This is a genomic window from Archangium sp. (genome assembly GCF_036388035.1).
Lineage (GTDB): Bacteria > Myxococcota > Myxococcia > Myxococcales > Myxococcaceae > Archangium.
Window position 1 is genome coordinate 1 of sequence record NZ_DASVSO010000619.1, and the last position, 19890, is coordinate 19890.

18 protein-coding genes, 1 tRNA gene and 1 pseudogene are annotated in these 19890 nt (G+C 70.5%); 10 read left to right on the forward strand and 10 right to left on the reverse strand.

Annotated features, from left to right (window positions below; translation table 11 throughout):
- Nucleotides 1-568 (reverse strand): annotated as a pseudogene (locus tag VF697_RS25255) (cell envelope biogenesis protein TolA); the annotation flags it as partial.
- Between the two features lie 277 nt (nt 569-845).
- On the opposite strand from VF697_RS25255, the gene VF697_RS25260 reads away from it, so the two are divergent.
- The gene (locus VF697_RS25260; RefSeq protein WP_331099247.1) at nt 846-1730 is read left to right on the forward strand and encodes a 2-oxo acid dehydrogenase subunit E2; all 885 of its coding nucleotides are present in this window, start codon (nt 846-848) and stop codon (nt 1728-1730) included.
- A gap of 9 nt (nt 1731-1739) precedes the next feature.
- On the opposite strand, the gene VF697_RS25265 is transcribed toward VF697_RS25260, so the two are convergent.
- Nucleotides 1740-2690 (reverse strand): zinc metalloprotease HtpX, encoded by a 951-nt coding sequence (locus tag VF697_RS25265; RefSeq protein WP_331099249.1) that lies wholly within the window; start codon nt 2688-2690, stop codon nt 1740-1742.
- Between the two features lie 98 nt (nt 2691-2788).
- Nucleotides 2789-3199 (reverse strand): hypothetical protein, encoded by a 411-nt coding sequence (locus tag VF697_RS25270; protein ID WP_331099251.1) that lies wholly within the window; start codon nt 3197-3199, stop codon nt 2789-2791.
- Between the two features lie 149 nt (nt 3200-3348).
- On the opposite strand from VF697_RS25270, the gene fni reads away from it, so the two are divergent.
- The 7 genes from fni (at nt 3349) to VF697_RS25305 (ending at nt 11655) form a co-directional block, all read left to right on the forward strand.
- On the forward strand, nt 3349-4434 hold the full coding sequence (gene fni, locus VF697_RS25275; RefSeq protein WP_331099253.1) for a type 2 isopentenyl-diphosphate Delta-isomerase: 1086 nt from the start codon (nt 3349-3351) through the stop codon (nt 4432-4434).
- 51 nt (nt 4435-4485) lie between these two features.
- Entirely contained in the window at nt 4486-5814 is a 1329-nt protein-coding gene (locus tag VF697_RS25280; protein ID WP_331099254.1) for a hydroxymethylglutaryl-CoA reductase, degradative, read from the forward strand.
- Between the two features lie 137 nt (nt 5815-5951).
- Nucleotides 5952-6905, forward strand: a complete 954-nt coding sequence (gene mvk / locus VF697_RS25285) for a mevalonate kinase (RefSeq protein WP_331099255.1) — start codon at nt 5952-5954, stop codon at nt 6903-6905.
- On the forward strand, nt 6902-7894 hold the full coding sequence (gene mvaD / locus VF697_RS25290; RefSeq protein ID WP_331099256.1) for a diphosphomevalonate decarboxylase: 993 nt from the start codon (nt 6902-6904) through the stop codon (nt 7892-7894). The genes mvk and mvaD overlap by 4 nt, the downstream gene beginning before the upstream one ends.
- Nucleotides 7894-8976, forward strand: coding sequence for a phosphomevalonate kinase (locus tag VF697_RS25295; RefSeq protein WP_331099257.1), 1083 nt, complete (start codon nt 7894-7896; stop codon nt 8974-8976). Before mvaD ends, VF697_RS25295 begins: the two co-directional genes overlap by 1 nt.
- Before the next feature lie 311 nt (nt 8977-9287).
- Nucleotides 9288-10733, forward strand: coding sequence for a DUF7151 family protein (locus VF697_RS25300; RefSeq protein ID WP_331099258.1), 1446 nt, complete (start codon nt 9288-9290; stop codon nt 10731-10733).
- A gap of 43 nt (nt 10734-10776) precedes the next feature.
- Nucleotides 10777-11655 carry a DUF4846 domain-containing protein gene (locus VF697_RS25305; RefSeq protein ID WP_331099260.1) on the forward strand — a complete coding sequence of 293 codons (879 nt, stop codon included), beginning with the start codon at nt 10777-10779 and terminating at the stop codon, nt 11653-11655.
- A gap of 3 nt (nt 11656-11658) precedes the next feature.
- On the opposite strand, the gene omp85 is transcribed toward VF697_RS25305, so the two are convergent.
- Nucleotides 11659-12846: an Omp85 family outer membrane protein gene (gene omp85, locus VF697_RS25310; RefSeq protein ID WP_331099262.1), complete on the reverse strand. Its 1188-nt coding sequence runs from the start codon at nt 12844-12846 to the stop codon at nt 11659-11661.
- Nucleotides 12847-13002: 156 nt separating this feature from the next.
- On the opposite strand from omp85, the gene VF697_RS25315 reads away from it, so the two are divergent.
- Both VF697_RS25315 and VF697_RS25320 read left to right on the forward strand, forming a co-directional pair.
- Complete coding sequence (locus VF697_RS25315; protein WP_331099264.1) at nt 13003-14613, forward strand: alkaline phosphatase family protein; 1611 nt, start codon at nt 13003-13005, stop codon at nt 14611-14613.
- The gene (locus VF697_RS25320) at nt 14610-15692 is read left to right on the forward strand and encodes a lysylphosphatidylglycerol synthase transmembrane domain-containing protein (RefSeq protein ID WP_331099266.1); all 1083 of its coding nucleotides are present in this window, start codon (nt 14610-14612) and stop codon (nt 15690-15692) included. Before VF697_RS25315 ends, VF697_RS25320 begins: the two co-directional genes overlap by 4 nt.
- 60 nt (nt 15693-15752) lie before the next feature.
- Here the strand turns inward: VF697_RS25320 and VF697_RS25325 are convergent.
- The 6 genes from VF697_RS25325 to iscU all read right to left on the reverse strand — a co-directional run bounded on the left by VF697_RS25325 (nt 15753) and on the right by iscU (nt 19685).
- Nucleotides 15753-15836 (reverse strand) — tRNA-Leu (locus VF697_RS25325).
- An 84-nt stretch (nt 15837-15920) separates the two neighbouring features.
- The gene (locus VF697_RS25330; RefSeq protein ID WP_331099268.1) at nt 15921-16298 is read right to left on the reverse strand and encodes a 2Fe-2S iron-sulfur cluster-binding protein; all 378 of its coding nucleotides are present in this window, start codon (nt 16296-16298) and stop codon (nt 15921-15923) included.
- Nucleotide 16299: 1 nt separating this feature from the next.
- Complete coding sequence (hscA, locus tag VF697_RS25335; RefSeq protein WP_331099270.1) at nt 16300-18144, reverse strand: Fe-S protein assembly chaperone HscA; 1845 nt, start codon at nt 18142-18144, stop codon at nt 16300-16302.
- Nucleotides 18141-18707 carry a Fe-S protein assembly co-chaperone HscB gene (hscB, locus tag VF697_RS25340; protein WP_331099277.1) on the reverse strand — a complete coding sequence of 189 codons (567 nt, stop codon included), beginning with the start codon at nt 18705-18707 and terminating at the stop codon, nt 18141-18143. The genes hscA and hscB overlap by 4 nt, the downstream gene beginning before the upstream one ends.
- A 154-nt stretch (nt 18708-18861) precedes the next feature.
- On the reverse strand, nt 18862-19260 hold the full coding sequence (locus VF697_RS25345; RefSeq protein ID WP_331099273.1) for an iron-sulfur cluster assembly accessory protein: 399 nt from the start codon (nt 19258-19260) through the stop codon (nt 18862-18864).
- Nucleotides 19261-19286: 26 nt separating this feature from the next.
- Nucleotides 19287-19685 carry a Fe-S cluster assembly scaffold IscU gene (gene iscU / locus VF697_RS25350; RefSeq protein WP_331099275.1) on the reverse strand — a complete coding sequence of 133 codons (399 nt, stop codon included), beginning with the start codon at nt 19683-19685 and terminating at the stop codon, nt 19287-19289.
- Nucleotides 19686-19890: the final 205 nt, after the last annotated feature.

The following is a 19890-nucleotide window of genomic DNA, read 5'->3' on the forward strand; positions in this document are numbered from 1 at the left end:
CGGCCGGCTCGGCGGCGGCGACGGGCGTCACGGTGGTGGTGGCGGTCACCACCAGATCGCTCGCCGGGGCGGACATCTGCTGCTGCGGCGCCGGCGTGGCGACCGCCGCGGGAGCCGGAGCGGGAGCCGCGGCGGGGGCACGACGGCCACCCCGGCCCAGCTCCGCCTCGGACTTCAGCCGGGCGATCTCCGCCTCGGCCTGGGCCAGCTCGCCACGGACCACCTCGAGCTGCGTGGAGGCGTTGCGCTCCACCTCGGCGCGGGCCCGGGCCAGCTCCTTCTCGCCCTTCTCCGACTCCTTCTGCTCGTAGTTCTTCCGCTTGGCCTGCTTGAGCTGCTCCTTCACCTCCTGCAGCTGCGAGCGCTGTTCATCCAGCTCCTTGCGCTTGCGCTCCAGCTCCGACTCCAGACGCGCGCGCGCCTTGGTGTCGGACTCCAGCTCGCCCTTGACACTGGAGGACGAGGAGGAGGAGGGGAGCGCCGCGGCAGCCTGCTTCTGGCCGAAGAAGATGTAGCCGAGCGAGGCGATAAAGAGCACCGAGACGACGATGAGGAGTACTTCCGTCACGAGGGGGACCTCCAAAAACGATGCAAAAAGCGGCGCAGCCTAACGTCCGGGGGCGAGACGTCAATAGGACTCGTCGTCTGCCCTCCCGCCAGTGGACCGGGCACCACCCCGCCTGCCCGCCCCTGCGCTCCCGGGGGGTGTTCCTCAAGTTAGGAGACGGGGAAACGGGGTTCTGGGAGGCCCGGGTGGCGGTGAGTAGGGCAGGGGGGCTTTCTCAAAAGGCCGGAAAACGCGATGCTGAAGGGCTCGCGCACTTTTTTGGAGGAACCACCGCGTCATGGCGCACCTGGAGCTCATTCCCAAGGAGAACGTTTCCAGCTTCCGCAAGCTCGCCATCGGGAGCTGGAAGACCGCGTACGACCCGACCGTCTACGGGACGCTGACGCTGCGGATGGACAAGGCCGTCGCCTACATCGAGGCCTTCCGGCAGAAGACGGGCATCCGCCTCACCGTCACGCAGATGGTGGCCAAGGCCATGGCCGAGGCCCTGCGCCGCTGCCCGGATGCCAACGCCATCCTGCGCTTCAACAAAATCTACCTGCGCCAGCGCATCACCATCTCCACCCTCGTGGTGCAGACGGACGGCGGCAAGGTGGACCTCACCTCGGCGAAGATCGACGACGCGGAGCAGAAGACGCTCCGGGAGATCTCCGCCGAGATGGAGGCGGCGGTGCAGAAGGTCCGCCAGCGCAAGGACGAGATGATGGAGAAGGGCAAGGGGACGGTGCAGAAAATCCCCTACATGCTTCTCAACCTCTTCACCTGGCTCATGTCCTTCTTCATGTACACGCTGAACTGGAACATGACCTGGGCGGGCATGCCCAAGGACGCGTTCGGCTCGGCCATCGTCACCAACGTGGGCACGCTGGGGCTGGACACGGCCTACGTGCCGCTGGTGCCCTACACGCGCGTGCCCATCTTCCTCGCCCCGGGCGCCATCAAGGACGCGCCCGTGGTGGAGAACGGCAAGGTGGTGGTCGGGAAGATCATGAATGTGAACGCCACGTTCGATCACCGCTTCATCGACGGCTTCCACGCCAGCATCCTCGCCAACACGCTGCGCGAGATGCTGGAGAACCCCTTCGAGCACTTCGACAAGCTCGACGACGTGGCCCCCGTGCTGCCCGCGGCCGAGGGCAAGGCGCCCGTGTCGGCCGCGTAGGTCGCCTCCTCACGCCCAGGCGTTGCGCCAGCCGCGGGAGCCCTGGCGGGCCCCCAGCTGGCGCAGGCGGCGCACCCGCTCGGGGATGGGCGGGTGGGTGGAGAAGAGGTGCATGATGGCACCTCCCGACAGCGGGTTGACGATGAAGAGGTGCGAGGTGGCGGGCGCCCGGTCATAGGGCATCAGCTCCGCGCCTCGCTCCAGCTTCATCAGCGCGTCCGCCAGGGCGTCCGGGTCCCCGCACAGCTGCGCGCCGGTGGCGTCCGCGCCGTACTCGCGTGAGCGGCTCACCGCGAGCTGCAGCAGGGTGGCGGCGATGGGCGCCACCAGCAGCACGCCCAGGTTGCCGAGCGCGTGGCCCAGCCCGCCCTCCTCGTCGTCATCGCGGCTGAGCAGCGAGCCGCCGAACCAGAAGAGCATCTGCGCCGCGTAGCTGATGACGCCGGCCAGCGTGGCCGCCACCGTGCCGATGAGGGTGTCGCGGTTCTTCACGTGCCCCAGCTCGTGCGCCAGCACCCCCTCCAACTCCCGCCGGTCCAGCAGCTCCACGAGGCCGGCCGTCACCGCCACCGCGGCGTGCTGGGGGTTGCGGCCCGTGGCGAACGCGTTGGGCGTCCGGGTGGGCAGCAGGTACAGCTTCGGCTTGGGCATGCCCGCGCGCGCCGCCAGCCGCTCCACCATCTGGTGCAGCCACGGCGCCTGGGCGTACTCCAGCGGCTGGGCCCCATGCATGGCCAGGGCGATACGGTCGCTGAACCAGTACGAGACGAAGTTCATGATGACGACGAAAAAGCCCGCCATGACGAGCCCCTGGGGGCCCCCCAGGCGCTGGCCCACGAGCAGCACCAGCGCCGTGAGGCCGGCCAGCAGCACCGTCGTCTTCAGCGCGTTGTTCAGCCGGTGTCCCCAGCCGCTCCCGCGCGGGCCCGGAGCCTCTCGGGGCGTCGACGAGCCATACATTCCGCCAGCACTCATAGACGTTGCCTTGCCTTTCCTTTCCCGTTCCCGGGTCCAGGAAGAACGTAAGCAGGCGACGAGGCGGGTCAAACGAACCGGTCTTAGAGGTAGAAGCGGTCCACCACGCCCGCGGTCCGCTGGAGGATGGCGCTCCAGCCGACCCAGCCGTCGACGGGCCCCTGGCCCGCCTGGGCCTCGGCCCCCAGCGCGCCCAGCGAGCCCGTGCAGCCCTGCACCGTACACAGGCCCGACTCCCGCAGGTGCTCCAGCAGCCCGCGCAGCGTGGGGAAGCGGCGCGTCTCGAGGCGATCCGCCACGTCCTCGCGGGGCGGGGTGAAGTCTGGCTCGTCCAGGCGTCCCTGGAGGAAGCGCTCCAGGGCCCACCAGAAGAGGTACACCTCGGCGCGCCGGCCGGACGCCACCGCCGCCGCGGCGATGGACAGCCCTTGATGGACCCGGTCGTAGTCTCCGCTGTGGAGGAAGACGACCACCTTGGGCGTGGGAGTGCTCACGGCGCCCTCATACCGTCCGGCCCCCACCCCGTCCATGCACACCCGGTGGGGGCGCGTGTCGCACAAGCGCGGCTTGCGCCTGCCTGCCCCGCTTGCTAGGGAATCCTGGATCGCGGACACTCTCAATCTTTTTGGAATTTTCCAGACACATGCCTTCGAAGAGTCAGGCGGAACTCACGGGCGAGGAGGTGACGGCGAAGCGGAAGGACGCCCACCTCGACCTGTGCGCCACCGGTGATGTCGAGCCGGCGGAGAACAGCACGCTGCTGGAGTGCGTGCGACTGGTGCATTGCGCGATGCCGGAGCTGTCCGTGGACGAGGTGGACCTGTCCACGGAGTTCCTGGGCAAGCGCCTGCGCTACCCGCTGCTGATTACCGGCATGACGGGAGGCACCGAGCGGGCCGGGGTGGTGAACCGGGACCTGGCGCTGCTGGCCGAGCGGCATGGGCTGGCCTTTGGCGTGGGCAGCCAGCGCGCCATGGCGGAGAACCCGCAGCTGGCGGAGACCTTCCAGGTGCGGCAGATCGCGCCCACGGTGCCGCTGCTGGGCAACATCGGCCTGTACCAGGCGGTGCGCATGGGCGTGGACGGGGTGCGCCGGCTGGCGGACGCCATTGGCGCCGACGGCATGGCGCTGCACCTCAACGCCGGGCAGGAGCTCACCCAGCCCGAGGGCGACCGCGACTTCCGCGGGGGCTACAAGGTGGTGAAGGGGCTGGTGCGCGAGTTCGGCGTGCGCCTGCTGGTGAAGGAGACGGGCTGTGGCATTGGCCCCGACGTGGCGCGCCGGCTGGCGGAGCTGGGCGTGCGCAACCTGGACGTGTCCGGCCTGGGCGGCACCTCGTGGGTGCGGGTGGAGCAGCTGCGCGCCACCGGCGTGCAGGCCAAGGTGGGCGCCGAGTTCTCCAGCTGGGGCATCCCCACCGCGGCCGCCATCGCCTCCGTGCGGCGCGCCGTGGGCCCGGACGTCCGCCTGGTGGCCTCGGGTGGGCTGCGCACGGGACTGGACGTGGCCAAGGTGCTCGCCCTGGGAGCGGACGTGGCCGGCACGGCGCTTCCCCTCTTCAGGGCCCAACAGGAGGGCGGCCTGCAAGGCGCCGAGCAAGCGCTCGATACAATCCTCTCCGGTCTGCGTCAGGCGCTCGTGCTCACCGGCAGCAAGAACTGCGGTGAACTGCGGCAGCGACCCCGGGTCATCATGGGGCAGTTGAAGGATTGGCTCTCGGCACTGTAGGGATTATTCCCGCGCGGCCCGAAGTGCCTTCCGCGGTGGAGAACAGAAGACATGTCTGAAACGCTGACGTCCCGGTTGTCCGGTTTCCACAAGCTGTCGATGGTCGAGCGGCACGAGAAGCTCTCCCAGATGCTGGGCCTGGACGAGATGGACCTCGCGCAGCTCCAGGGCCTCAGCGCGCTGCAGCCGGGCCTGGCCAACCAGATGATCGAGAACGCCGTGGGCACGTTCTCGCTGCCGCTGGGCCTGGGCCTCAACCTGCAGATCAACGGCCGGGACTACCTGGTCCCCATGGCGGTGGAGGAGCCGTCGGTGGTGGCCGCGGTGTCCTTCGCCGCGAAGATCGTCCGCGAGGCGGGCGGCTTCACCGCCGAGACCGATGACCCCATCATGATCGGCCAGGTGCAGCTCACCCGCTACGGGGACCCCACCGAGGCGACCCGGCGCATCCTCGCGGCCAAGGAGGCCATCCTCGCGCTGGCCAACAGCTTCCACCCGTCCATGGTGAAGCGCGGCGGGGGCTGCAAGGACATCGAGGTGCGCGTGCTGCCGGCCCCCGAGGGCCCGCGCGGCGAGCCGCTGCTCGTGGTGCACCTCATCATCGACACGCAGGAGGCCATGGGGGCCAACCTCATCAACACCATGGCCGAGGGCGTGGCGCCGCTCATCGAGCAGCTCACCGGCGGCAAGGTCTTCCTGCGCATCCTCTCCAACCTGGCGGATCGGCGGCTGGCGCGCGCCACGTGCCGCATTCCCGTGGAGATGCTGGCGGACTTCGACATGCCGGGCGAGGCCATCGCCGAGGGCATCTACCAGGCGAGCCGTTTCGCGCTGGCGGATCCATACCGGGCGGCTACGCACAATAAAGGCATCATGAACGGCATCGACTCGGCGGCGATCGCCGCGGGCCAGGACTGGCGGGCCATTGAAGCGGGCGCGCACGCCTTCGCCTGCCGGGACGGGCAGTACCGGCCGCTGTCGACGTGGCACGTGGATGACGGGCACCTGGTGGGCCGCATCGAGCTGCCCATGGCGCTGGGCACGGTGGGGGGCCCCATCAAGGTGCACCCGGGTGTGCAGGTGGCCATGAAGCTGCTGCGCGTGGCGTCGGCGCGCGAGCTGTCCATGGTGTTCGCCGCCGTGGGGCTGGCGCAGAACTTCGCCGCGGTGCGCGCGCTGGGCTCGGTGGGCATCCAGAAGGGCCACATGGCGCTGCACGCGCGGTGCGTGGCGGTGACGGCGGGCGCGCGGGGGGACTGGGTGGAGAAGATCGCCGAGCTGCTGGTGACGGCTGGCCACGTGAAGGTGGAGAAGGCGCGGGAGATCATCTCCGCGCTGTCGGCCGAGGATTTCCGCGCGGCGACCGGTACCGAAGGTTGAACCTTCCTCTCCCGCCGGGAGAGGACCGGGGTGAGGGTCGGGCGGGCCCGGAGTCGACTCCGGGTGCGTCCCCTCTTCCTCTGGAAGAGGGCTGGGGCGGGAGTCTTCCCGTGCTCCAACCCAGGACGGGACACGCAATGGACACGGACAACGCTTCCTCCCTGAAGGGCTTCGGCGCGGGCAAGGTCATCCTGCTCGGTGAGCACAGCGTGGTGTACGGCTACCCCGCCCTGGCCGGGCCGCTGTCGCGCGGGGTGACGGCTCGCGGCGAGCTCTCGAGCAAGTGCCAGCTCGTCATCCCCGAGGCCCTCACGGCCGAGCAGCGCAAGGTGCTCAAGGCGGCCTTCGGACGGGGGATGGCGGTGTGCAATGAGCCCGGGGTGAAGGTGTCGTTCGACACGGACCTGCCGCTGTCCATGGGCCTGGGCAGCTCGGGCGCGCTGTCGGTGGCGTGCGCGCGGGTGCTGCTGCAGGCCGCCGGCCGCAAGGCGACGGCCTCCGAGGTGGCGGCCGTGGCCTGGGAGATGGAGCAGGAGTTCCACGGCACGCCCTCGGGCGTGGACCACACGACGAGCGCCATGGAGCAGCTCATCCTCTACCGCCGCAAGCCGGGCGCGGATCAGGGACGGGCCAAGGTGGTGGAGAGCCCCAAGCCCGTGAAGCTGGTGGTGGTGATGGCGGGCGCGCGCAGCCCGACGAAGCAGACGGTGGGCGCGCTGCGCGAGCGCCAGAAGCGTTGGCCGGATCGCTACCAGCGCGTCTTCCGGGAGATCGGCCTGCTGGCCTCGGAGGGCGCCGAGGCGGTGGAGGAGGGCGACCTGGAGGCGCTCGGGGACGTGATGAACGTCAACCACGGCCTGCTCGCGGCGCTGGGCCTGTCCTCGCCGGGGCTGGACGACATGGTGCACCGGCTGCGCAACATGGGCGCGCTGGGCGCCAAGCTGACGGGGGCCGGCGGCGATGGTGGCGCCGTCATCGGCCTCTTCCAGGAGACGGAGCCGGTGGTGCACGAGCTCACGCGGCTCGGCATCCGGTGCTTCGACAGCCAGCTCGCGGGTCCGCGGGCCGAGGGCGCCAGGGGGGCGGCATGAAGGCGACGGCCCGGGCGCACCCCAACCTCGCGCTGGTGAAGTACTGGGGCAAGCGGGACGACGCCCTCATCCTCCCGCACCAGTCGAGCCTCTCCATGACGCTCTCGCCGCTGTCGGTGCGCACGTCGGTGGCCTTCGGGGTGGGCTCGGCCGACGAGGTGGAGCTCAACGGCTACGTGGCCAAGGGCAGCGAGCGCGAGCGCGTGCTGCGCGTGCTGGACGTGGTGCGCGCCGAGGCGAAGGACGCGAAGCTCGGCCCGGCGAGGATGGTGTCGCGCGGGGACTTCCCGGCCTCCGCCGGCCTGGCGAGCAGCGCGGCGGGCTTCGCGGCCCTGGCGGTGGCGGCGCGCGCGGCGGCGGGGCTGCCCGCGGACCCGAGGGCGGCGAGCCAGCTGGCCCGACTCGGCAGCGGCTCGGCGTGCCGCAGCGTGCAGGGCGGCTTCTGCGAGTGGATGCGCGGCGAGCGCCCGGATGGCACGGACAGCTACGCGGTGCAGCGCTTCGACGCGAAGCACTGGCCGGAGCTGCGCATGGTGGTGGCCATCGTCAGCCGCGACGAGAAGGAAGTGAAGTCGCGCGACGGCATGAAGAACGCCGTGGAGACGAGCCCCTACTACCCGGCGTGGGTGAAGGACGCCGAGGCCGAGGTGGTGCGCGCCCGCGACTTCCTCGCCCGCAGGGACCTGCAGGCCCTGGGCGAGATGTGCGAGCGCAACGCGTGGCGGATGCATGCCACGTCGCTCGCGGCGGATCCGCCGCTCTGCTACCTCATGCCCAAGACGCTGGAGCTCATCCACTCCCTGCGCGAGCAGCGCAAGAAGGGCGTGCCGGTGTGGTTCACGCTCGACGCGGGACCCAACCCCTGCATCCTCACGGACGCGGCGAACGAGTTGGCGGCCGAGGCGGTGGCGCGGGCGTGTGGGGCCACCGAGGTGGTGCGGTGCGTGCCGGGCGGTGACGCGGAGCTGCTCGGGGAGCACCTCTTCTGATGGAGCGCGCCCTCTCGGCCCCGGGGAAGCTGTTCGTGTCGGGCGAGTACGCCGTGCTGTGGGGCGGCGTGGCGCGCGTGGCGGCGGTGGGCCCGCGGACCGCGGCGCTGGTGCGCCGACGCGCGGACAGCCAGGTGCACCTCTGCCTGGAGGAAGGGACGCTGTCGGGGCGGACGACGCCTCGGGGCGTGCGGTGGGAGCGCGAGGTGCCGGCGGGCTTCTCCTTCGTGGCGCGCACGCTCGACGAGGCGCTGCGGCTGCACGGGCGCGAGTCCGTGGGCTTCGATCTGGCGGTGGCGCCCTCGGCGGTGGGGCCCAACGGGAAGAAGCTGGGCATGGGCGGCAGCGCGTGCGCCACGGTGCTGGCGGCGGACGCGGTGCGCTTCGTGCTGGAGGAGAAGTTCGACGCGCTGAAGGTGGCGCTGGTGTCGCACGCGGCGGCCCAGGGTGGGAAGGGCAGCGGCGGCGACGTGGCGGCGAGCTACGCGGGCGGCATCGCGCGCTACCGGCGCTATGAGGTGGCGGGCCTCATCGACGCCTCGAGCGCCGGGGGCTACCGCGCGGCGTTGGAGGCGGCCCCCGCGGTGGACGTGTGGCGCCTGCCGACGCCCAGGCTGTCCCTGGGGTATGCCTTCACCGGGGAGAGCGCCTCGACGCGGGTGCTCATCTCGCAGGTGGAGGCGAGGATGGGTGAGGCCGGGCGCCGCGCCTTCGTGGAGCGCTCGGACGCGCTCGGGCACGAGCTGGAAGTGGGACTGGGGGGCGGGGACTTCCGCGCCTTCTCCGAGGCCGTGCGCGAGCAGCACGCGCTGCTCCAGGAGTTGGGCCCGCTGGAGACCGAGCCGATGCGCCGGGTGCTGGGCATGGCCTCGGCGTACGGGTGCGTGGGCAAGCAGTCCGGCGCGGGGGGTGGGGACGGGTGCATCCTGTTCGCCCCGGACGCGGAGAAGCGGGCCGCGCTGCTGGAGGGCCTCCAGGCACGGGGCTTCCACACACTGGAGCTCTCGGTGGAGCCGGGCGTGCGCGGCGAGGCGCAGCCGGAGGCACGGCTCCGCTCCTGGCTCGACGCCGCGCGGGGGTGAGGTTGCTCCGTCAGGGTGTATCCCGGCGAGGGCTTCCCCTCCTGGTCACCCGACAGTGGCTCGTCGGGGGCCGTTCCCCGAGGGGCTTCTTTCACGCGGAAGGCATTGAGTAAAAAGGCGCGGCCATCCCTGCCATCCGGAGCCGCCTCTTGGGTTTGAAGGCCCTTTCTCTTCGTGCCGCCGTTCTCGTCCTCGTCACCGCCTGCACCCCTCAGCCCGGTCCCCAGGGAGAGCCGGGACCCCAGGGTCCCACGGGGCAGCCCGGTTCCTCCGGGGCGTCGGGAGCCCCAGGCGCGGAGGGCCTCAAGCCCGTGGTCCTGACCGCCACCGAGTCGCCGGGCGTTGCCTGCCCCGCGGGCGGCGTGCGGTTCGTGGTCGGCACGGATGCCAACCGCAATGGCTCGCTCGATGATGCGGAGATCGACTCCTCGCTCACCCGGCTGGTCTGCAACGGCGTCCAGGGCCCGAAGGGCGACACGGGCACCCAGGGTGACAAGGGCGACACGGGGACGGCCGGGGCGAGCGGACTGAGCACGCTGGTGGCGAACTCGGACGAGCCCGTGGGTGGTGGCAACTGCGTCGCGGGCGGCACCCGGATGGAAGCCGGGCTCGATGCCAATCGCAACGGGACGCTCGATGAGGGGGAGCTCAATGTCTCGCTCACCCGTTTCGTCTGCAACGGCCAGCACGGGTTGAACGGGTTGAAGGGCGACAAGGGCGATGCGGGGCCCCAGGGCGAGAAGGGCGACCCGGGCGTGATGTACGTGCGCACCAAGGTGGTCAGCCCGGGGACAACCCCCGCGACCAGTGGCACCGCGCTGCGCGCCGCCATCGACAGCATCGCCGATGGCAAGACGTGGCTCGTCAAGGTGGAGCCGGGCGTCTATGACCTTGGGTCCCTCCCGCTCCAGCTCAGGCCGGGCATCCACCTCCAGGGCTCCGGTGAGAACTCCACCCTCGTGCGTGCCTCCATCAGTTCAACGTCGGTCGGCACCGTGATGGGCACCGCGAACTCGGAGCTGAGCTCGCTCACCGTGGAGAACATCGGTGGGGGGAGCGATTCCATCGCCATCTACAGCGAGGCCCCGAGCTTCACGTTCCACGACATCGTCGCCACCGCTCGTGGTGGCAGCGCCGCCTCCTTCGGCATCGTCCTCAAGAAGGCGCAGGGCTCCTTCTCGAACGTGCGCGCCATCGCGTCCAGCAGCGGCTATGCCAGCGGCTTCCAGTGCTTTTCCTGCACCGCGAACCTCTTGGAGTCCTATGCCGAGGCGAATGGCGACACCCTGACCGCCAGCACCCAGGCCATGGGTATCTACACGTCCAACGGTACCGTCTACCTGCGCAACGTGACATCCAACGCCAACGGTGCCCACTTCAACTGGGGCGTGTACGCCGACGGCAATGTGTCGCTCGTCAACGTGGAGGCCCAGGGCAGTGGTGGCACCAAGGGGATCGGGCTCTTCGTGGGAGAGGGGAACGGCAACGTGCGCAACAGTGTCCTGACGGGTACTTCTCCGACGGAGTCGCAGGGCATCTCTTCCTCGACCAGTGGCACCACGACCCGCTTCATCACCGTCCAGAACTCCATCGTCACGGGCGGGTTCGCCAGTATCTGGCGTGCGCAGTACTTCGACGTGCGCATCGGTCAGTCGCAGCTCAACGGCCCCCCCTTGCCAGGGGCCGGGGACACCACTGGCAAGTACACCTGCTTCGGCAACTACGACGGGAACTTCGGTCCCGTCTCCTGCCTCTGAGCCCTGGCGCGAGCGGGCGGGGTGTCGGAGCATGAGGCCACTCATGTGCCACCCCCCCCACCGCCTGTTGTTGCTCGTGTCGTTCGCCGTCCTCCTGGGACTCCCGGGAGGCGCGGCGGCGGGCTCCGTTGAACCCCGTGTGCCCACGCGCGAGGAGCGGGCCCGCTATCCCTGGCTCTCCACCGAGCGTCCCATCCGTCCGCTCGCCGAAGCCCTTCCACCCCCGCCCGGCTACACGCGGGTGGCGCTCGAGGCGGGCTCCTTCGGGGCATGGCTGCGCGGCCTGCCGCTGCGTCCGGAGGGCACGCCGGTGCGGGACTTCCGGGCGCAGGAGATCCTCGCCCGGGATGACTCCTCCCTCGCGGCGGTGACGGAGCTGGACGTGGGCTCGGCCAACCTCCAGCAGTGCGCGGACTCCATCATCCGCCTCCATGCCGAGTGGCTCTGGTCACGAGGCCAGAAGGAGCGCATCGCCTACCGCTTCACCAGCGGGCACCTGGCCTCCTGGACGCGCTACGCGGCCGGCGACCGGGCCCGGGTGTCCGGCTCCAAGGTGACGTGGGTGAAGGGCGGGCCGGTGGATGGCTCGCGCGCCTCGTTCCGCGCATACCTGGAGCTCGTCTTCACCTACGCGGGGACGCTGTCGCTGGCCGCCGAGACGCAGCGCCCCCCGCGCGAGGACGTGCGGCCGGGAGACTTCTTCGTGCTGGGCGGCAGCCCGGGGCACGCGGTGCTCGTGCTGGACGTGGCGCGCAACGCCGAGGGCAGGCGGGTGGCGCTGCTCGGCCAGGGCTTCATCCCGGCGCAGGACTTCCACGTGCTCTCGCCGGGCGAGGACGGCCCCTGGTTCTCCCTGGAGGGGGAGGAGGTGGCGACGCCCTTCTGGAAGCCCTTCCCCTGGTCCTCGCTGCGCCGGCTCTGAGGCTCAGAACATGTGCCCGAAGTTGAGGTACATGCGCTGCCGGCCCGTCTCCGGGGAGATGGCGTAGTCGAAGCGCACCACCGCCGCGCGGCGCGTGAGCCGCAGGCCGCCGCCCATGCCCGGGTGCCACCGCCACCACGGGCCGTCCGTCACGTCCGGGTGCCACACGCGCCCCAGGTCCACGAAGGCCACGCCGCCCACCGTCACCGGCGCCTTGAACAGGTTGAAGTCGAAGGCGCGGAAGCGCAGCTCCGTGTTCGTGAAGGCCTTGATGTTGCCCGCGAACCGGTTGCGCTCGATGCCGCGCACGCTGCTCATGCCGCCGATGCCCTCGGAGGTGCTCACGCCGCCCGTGTTCACCCACTCGAAGAAGGGCACCTCGCCGAACAGCACGTCCAGCGTCAGCCGCTGCGCCACGAGGAAGCGCGAGTTCAGCTTCCAGTAGCGCCGCTCGCTCAGCGTCACGCCCGCGTACTGGTAGCGGCTCCCCGTGGCGCTCCCCGACACGCGCAGGCCCAGCTCCTCCACGCCCCCGCGGCTCGGATCCGTCTCGTTGTCGCGCGTGTCCCAGAGCACGCCCGCCGAGAGCTGCCCCGTGGGCCCGCCCTCGATGCCCACCGGCTTGAGCTCCTCCAGCACCGAGGCCTCGAACGAGTCCACCTCCGTGTACCGCCAGGAGTAGCCCACGTAGGACTGGAAGGGGTGCGTCTCCCCGAAGGGCCGGCCGCGCAGGCGCAGCCACGCGCCGGGCGAGCCCCTCTTGTAGTTGAAGCGCTCCTCGTTCTCGTCGCCCCGGAAGTCCTGCGCGGACACGTTGCCCGGCCCGTAGAAGGGGCTGCGCAGCTCGCGCCGGTACTCCAGGCGCAGCTCCAGCCGCATGGGCCCGATGAGCTGCGGCCCGTCGTAGCGCAGGTAGTGGCTCTGCTGCCCACGGCTGGTGAACATCGCCTGGAGGGCGATGCCGTGTTGGTACGGGGTGTGGCCGGGCGCGTACAGGTACGCTCCGGCCACGCCGCCATACGTGAAGCCCATGTCCGAGTTGTAGCTCAGCAGGGGCAGCACGATGGCGTCCGCACCCCGCTCCTTCTTCTTCGGCTCTTCCACCGGAGCGGTGGTCGCGGAAGCAGGGGCACTCGGGGCGGCGGCCGTGGCGGTGGCCAGGGTGGTCAACAGCAGCGCGGTCGTCAGCATCACACTTCAAGGTGACACTGGGAGAAGCGGCGCGACCATCTGGACGCTCAAGACCCGTGCCCGTCTGGCTGCCCTCCGGCGGAGCTCCCAAGACCGCACGGCTGGTGGCCATCCCGGTGCGCATCTCATGGCCGCGAGGGGAGGGGAGGCTACAACGTGAACGAGGTCATCAACCCGCAGCTTCAGTCGTGGGCCCGAGAGTATGTCCGCCGTGTGGGGGGCAAGGTGTGTCCCGTGGCGAACACCCGCCGACGCCGGTTGCTCGTCGTGCACCTGGACGGAGTGCCCAAGGTTCATCTGGCGGAGGCCGTCCGGACGGGGCAGATGCCCTTCTTCTCGAAGCTCGTCCGCTCCGGGGCCTACTGCCTGGATGATGCGTTCTGGGGCTCGCCTGCCTCCACGCCCTTCTTCCAGGCGGGCTTGTTGTATGGCGTGCGCCATCCCAACCTGCCGGCCTACAGCTGGTTCGATCGGGAGCTCGGCCGCAAGGTGCAGATGAACACCCCGCGCGACGCGCTCGCCATGGAGCAGCGGCTGGGGCGCCGCTCCGGGACGAGCCTGTTGGCCGGCGGTGGCCACACCTACTTCTCGCTCTTCCAGGCCGAGGCCGACAACCGCCTGTGCATGAGCACGGTGGCGAGCCTCAAGGTGATGGCGCGCAGCTTCAAGAGCGAGATGGACGGCATCCTCGTGGCGCGCACGCAGACGCCGCTCGCCTACCTGCGCTCGCTCGGCGGCGACGCGTGGAAGGCCTTCGCCGAGGTGTACCGCTGGGGCCGCGCGCTCCGGGACTGGCGCCACGAGCGCGGCTTCCTCATCAGCCGCGTCTTCCTCCAGCGGCTCGGGTGGAGCTTCGCCCACACCAAGGCCCTGGTGGACATGGTGCGCGGCGTGCCCGCCATCTACCTCGTCTTCGGCAATTATGACGAGGTGGCCCACCGCCGGGGTCCGCAGTCGGAGCAGGCACTCGCGGAGCTGCGGCGCGTGGACGCCTACCTCGCCGAGCTCTACGCCGTGTCCAAGGCGGTGGAGCCCGGCTACGACATCGTCTTCGTCACGGACCACGGCCATGTGGACAGCCACCCCATCGAGCAGCGCTCGGGGCAGCGCCTGGAGGACATCCTCCTGCGCGGCGAGCCCCTGCCGCTCTCCGAGGACGTGGCGCGGGGCCTGCTCGACGGCCGCCCGCACCCGGTGGACGCCGGGCCGTACGCCCCGGCGGAGCCGGTCGTCGTCGAGTCCGGCAACTTCTCCCACGTCTACCTGACGCGAGAGCAGAAGCCGCTCGAGGCCGCGCAGCTCGTGGCGCGCCACCCGGAGGTGCTCGCGCGGGCCATGCGCCACCCGGACATCGGCATCGTGACGATGCGCCGGGGCGACTCGGCGGTGGCCGTCATCCAGGGCCGGGTGTACGGGCCGGAGGAGATCGACAGCGCGCCGCTGTCGGCGGAGTTCTCGCGCCGCGCGGTGGCGGACTTCCTGCGCGAGCTGCCCCACATGGCCACCGCGGGAGACCTGGTGCTCTTCGGTCAGGCGGTGTCGCGGGGTGGCACGGTGGGCTTCGCCTGGGAGTTCGGCTCGCATGGCGGCCTCACCCGCACGGAGACGTCCAGCCTCATCTGCTGGCCGAGCGACTCGCCGGTGGACCTCTCTGGGCTGAGCCACTGCGTGCAGCTGCATGAGCGGCTCTCGGACGTGTACCGCGAGCCGGGCCGGCCCAGGGGACCGACGGTGTACGCGTCGGAAAGGATGGCGGAGGCGACATGAAGCGGCCCGGGGGCCGGACGTTCCTCAAGGCGCTGGCGGTGGTGGTGGGGGTGGTGCTCTCCGTCTTCCTCATCTCCAGCGTCTTCTTCCGGTGGAACCTGCGTGGGGGCGGGCCGCTGCTCATCCAGCGCTTCCCCCTGGGGAAGCTCGTGCATGACCTGCCCGGGCACCTGCGCTGGCTCATCCCCTTCATGCTGCTGTCGGTGTCCATCATCCCCCTGCGGGCGCTGCAATGGCAGCGGACGCTGAGCAAGCGCGTGCCCTTCCGCGAGCGCTACCACTTGGTGGCCATCGGGGCCTTCACCCACAACGCGGTGCCCGGGAAGCTCGGGGACTTCATCCGCTCCTTCCTGCTCGCGCGCACCCAGCGCATTCAGTTCCTCCAGGCGCTGGGCTCGGTGGCGGTGTGCAAGCTGCTGGAGTTCGCCGCGCTCATGGGGCTGGTGGCCGTGTCCTTCCTCGGGCCCTTCGGCGAGACCATGTCTCAGTTCGCCGGCTCGCTGCGGATCGCCGTGGGGACGCTCGTGGGGCTGGTGGTGCTGGTGGTGCTGCTGGCCCACTACGCGCTGCCGCTCGCCCGCGCGCTGGAGCGCAAGCACAAGCTGCCGCGGGTGCGGCACCTGCTGGGGCACGTGTCCGAGGGGTTGGGCACCGCCCGCAGCTTCCGGGGCATGGCCCAGGCGCTCTTCTTCTCCATCGGGCCGGTGCTGGCGCCCGCTCTGGCCTATGGGCTGGCCCTGCGGGGCATTGGCGTGCGCGGGGGCCTCTTCGCCGGCGCCGTCGTCCTGGGCGCCATCGCGCTCGGCCAGGCCCCGGGGGTGCCGGCGGGCATGGGCATCTACTTCGGCGTCACCAGCTGGGCGGCGAGGGACTTGCTGGGGGCCGCGCCCGAGGACGCGGCGGCCTTCTCCACGCTCACCTGGCTGGGCACCGTGCTGAGTCAGGTGTCGGTGGGGGCCCTCTCCGTGCGCGTGCGCGGCATCCGCATCCGGGACCTGCGCAAGGGCGGGAGCCTCGCGCGTGAGGCCACCAGCCACGTGGCCCACGAGGCCGTGCAGCCCGTCCACTCCCCGGGTTGACGGGGGCCAAGGGGCTGAAAACGAAAAAGGCCCCGACTTTTCAGTCGGAGCCTTTTTCAGTGCCCAGGAGAGGACTCGAACCTCCATGCCCTTGCAGGCGCTAGACCCTGAATCTAGTGTGTCTACCAATTCCACCACCTGGGCGGCGGTGCGTCTCAGCGGTGCGTCGCGTTGACGGGTGCGGTGTATAGATGCCTCGGCCGTCCCCGTCAAGCAGTTGTTTCAACATCACTTCTTCAACGGCCATTTCCCCTCGGACTCGAGCCGGCGCCGGACGGCGGGGTTCTCGTCCATGAAGGCCGTGAGCGACTCCTCGGTAATCTCCACGAGGATGTCCTCATTCCCCAGCTCGGTCTGGCAGGACAGGCGGGAGTACGGGCGCACGTCGAAGCCCATGTCCAGCCGGTCCATCTCCTGATCCGTCTGCTCGGAGAGCGTCTCCAGGCCCTTGCGCACCCAGATGTGGCAGGTGGAGCAGGCGCACACCCCGCCGCAGGAGTGACCGACCTGGGCGCCGCACTTCTCGGCGGCATTCAGGAGGGTGGTCCCCGTCGACACCTCCACGGTGACGTCATCCAGGGGGCTCTTGAAGTGGACCTTGGGCACGTCAGAACTCCTCGACCGAGTGGCCGGCGACGACCTTCGTCAGGGCCTGGTTCATCACCCGCTCGACGAAGGGCTTGCACACCTCGTCCAGGGCGTGGATGGACTCCTTGAGGGCGTGGTGGTCCTTGCCCTGGGCCAGCTCGCGCACCTTGGCCAGGGCCGCCTCGATGACGGGGCGCTCCCCGTCGGCCAGCAGCTCGGCGTGCTCCCCGAGCTGGCGCTGGGCCTCGGTGAGGACGCGCTCGGCCTCCACCCGCTGCTCGCGCAGCTGGCGCACCTGCACGTCCTCCTCGGCGTAGTCGATGGAGTCGAGCAGCATCTGCTCCATCTCCTCATCCGTGAGGCCGTGGCTGGGCTTGACGGTGATGGACTGGGTGGTGCCGGTGCTCTGCTCGCGGGCGGTGACGGCGAGCAGGCCGTCCGCGTCCACCTGGAAGCGCACCTCCACGCGGGCCATGCCGGCGGGCATGGGCGGAATCCCACTCAGGGTGAAGCGGGCGAGGCTGCGGCAGTCCTCCACCAGCTCGCGCTCGCCCTGGAGCACGTGGATGTCCAGGCCCGTCTGCCCGTCCTTGAAGGTGGTGAAGACCTGGGCCGCGGCGGTGGGGATGGTGGAGTTGCGCGGAATGAGCTTCTCCACCAGCCCGCCCATCGTCTCCAGGCCGAGCGACAGGGGGTTGACGTCCAGCAGGAGCACCTCGTCCTGCCGGTCCACGTTGGTGAGCAGGTCCGCCTGCACGGCCGCGCCGAGGGCCACCACCTGGTCCGGGTCGATGTCGCTGAGCGGCTCGCGGCCGAAGAGCTCGGCCACGAAGCGGCGCACCGCGGGCACCCGGGTGGCGCCGCCCACGAGGATGACGCCGTCCAGCTCCGAGGCCGCCACCCCCGCGTCCTTGAGGGCGCGGCGGCACACCACGCCCGTCTTCTGGATGAGCGGGCGGATCCACTCCTCGAAGTCCGAGCGCCGCAGCGTCTGCGTGTGCGCGCCCACGGTGAGCAGCACCTCGGGGGCGTCGGTGAGGGCCTCCTTGGCCTTGCGCGAGGCGGCCAGCACCTCGGCCACCAGGGAGGGGGCGGGGGAGGACTGGCCCAGGGCCTCCAGCACACGCTGGGCGATGGCCCGGTCGAAGTCGTCGCCGCCCAGGGCCGAGTCACCGCCGGTGGACTTCACCTCGAAGACGCCGTCCACCAGCTTGAGGATGGAGATGTCGAAGGTGCCGCCCCCCAGGTCGTACACCGCGTAGGTGCCCTGGCTGCCCTTGTCGAGGCCGTAGGCGAGCGCCGCGGCGGTGGGCTCGTTGAGCAGGCGCAGCACCTCCAGGCCCGCGAGCCGGCCCGCGTCCTTGGTGGCCTGGCGCTGGGCGTCGTCGAAGTAGGCGGGCACGGTGATGACGGCCTGCTCCACCCGGCTGGAGAAGTGGCTCTCCGCGCGGCGCTTGAGGGCGCGGAGGATCTCGCCGGACACCTCGATGGGCGTCACCGGCTGGCCACCGGCCACCTCGAAGCGCACCACCTTGCCGCCGCTGGCGAACTTGTAGGCGCCCAGCTTGCGCGTCTCCGCGTCGTCCGGGCCGCGGCCCATGAAGCGCTTCACGGACACAATGGTGTCGGTGGGGTGCTCGGCGGCGAGCTGCTTCGCGCGCGCGCCCACCACCACGCCCCCGTCCTTCCCGTAGTGCACCACCGAGGGCAGGAGGTTGGAGTCGCCCTCGTCCGCCGCGAGGCAGCGGGGCTTGCCCTGGAGGACGCTCGCCACCAGCGAGTTCGTCGTGCCCAGGTCAATGCCCACCGCATGCCCCTTGGGCTTGAGGGGGTCATGAATCTGCAGGTAGCCGTTCTTGCTCACGCCAGCATCTCCTCCTCGAAGGCTTCCACCTGCTCGAGGAAGCGCGTGAAGTACCGCACCCGTCCCAGGGCGTGCGATGCCTTTTTCACCGAGGACTCCACTGGCACCCCCTGCTCCAGGGTGCGCAGCGTGTCCACGGCCTCCTGGTGGGCGGCCTTGCGCCGGCCCTCCACGTCCGCGGCCATCTTCTGGGCCCGCTCCAGGTTCTTCGAGGCCATGGCCTCGTCGAGCGCCTCGCGCAGCTCCATCACCTCCTCGAGGAACTCGAGGGGCATGTCCTTCTGCGCTCCGGCGTCCTCGCGCTCCAGGTCCACCCCGTGCAGCTTCAGCAGGTAGAAGGCCCGCTTCGTGGGGTCCTTGAGCGTCTTGAGGGCCTCGTTGAGCGCCGTGGTCTGCTCCAGCGACAGCCGGCGCTCGCGCGCCTGCGCCTGGGCGAATTTGTCCGGGTGGAGCTGCAGCGACAGCTCCCGGTACTGCTTCTCCAGCGCGGGCACGTCCACGGCGTAGGCCCTCGGCAGCCCGAAGACGTCGAAGTGGGTGGCGCCGGGCGGCCGGGCGGCGATCTTTCCGCAGGCCGGGCAGAACGGGCGCCCCGCCGTGTCCTTCTCACAGTTCCAGCACTTCACTTCACGTCCCCTTTCCGGGGGCAAAACGAAAGGGCCCGGCTTTGCGCGGCCGAGCCCCCAGCATGACTCCCTCCCCTGGGAGAGGGGCGGGCTACACGGAGAAGCTCTCGCCGCAGCCGCAGGAGCCCTTCACGTTGGGGTTGTTCAGCTTGAAGCCCGAGGCCATCAGCGTCGACTCGTACACGATCTCCGTGCCGAGCAGATACAGGTAGCTCTTCGGGTCCACGAACACGCGCACCCCGTCACGCTCGAAGATCTTGTCCTTCTCGCGCGGCTTCTCCGCCCACTCCATCACGTACGCCAGCCCCGAGCACCCGCCGCCACGCACCGCGAGGCGCAGCCCGGCCTCGGGCGTCTGCCGCTCGACCAGCAGCTTCTTGAGCTGCTCCACCGCGCTGTCGTGCAGCGAGATGCCTCGCGCCGGCTTCGCGGCCGGGGTGGCAGGCGTCGTCTGCGTCGGGCTCGTCTGGGTCATCGCCTGCTCGCTCATCCCGCGTCTCCTTGCTCTGGCCCTGGCTACGCCTTGTGCTGCCGGGACTCGCGCTTCTTCTTGAAGTCCTCGATGGCCGCCTTGATGGCGTCCTCGGCCAGCACCGAGCAGTGGATCTTCACCGGCGGCAGCGCCAGCTCGCGCGCCACGTCCTTGTTGGAGATGGTCATCGCCTGGTCCACCGTCTTGCCCTTCACCCACTCGGTCACCAGCGAGCTGGACGCGATGGCCGAGCCACACCCGAAGGTCTTGAACTTGGCGTCCTCGATGATGCCGTCGTCGGAGATCTTCAGCTGCAGGCGCATGACGTCGCCGCACGCCGGAGCGCCCACCAGGCCGGTGCCCACGTTGGGATCCGCCTTGTCGAGCGTGCCGACATTGCGGGGGTTCTCGTAATGGTCGATGACCTTGTCGCTGTAAGCCATGGGAACTCCCTTATGAAGCCTTGTCACCGGGCCCGTTGCCCGGCAACCGTGCCGGGGTCGGGGGCCCGCCTGCCCTCCTAGCAGGGGAGGGCGCCGGACGGGACTAGTGCGCCGTCCACTCGATGCTCTTCAGGTCGATGCCTTCCTTCGCCATCTCGTACAGCGGGCTCATCTCGCGCAGGCGGTTCACCTTGTCGACCATGAG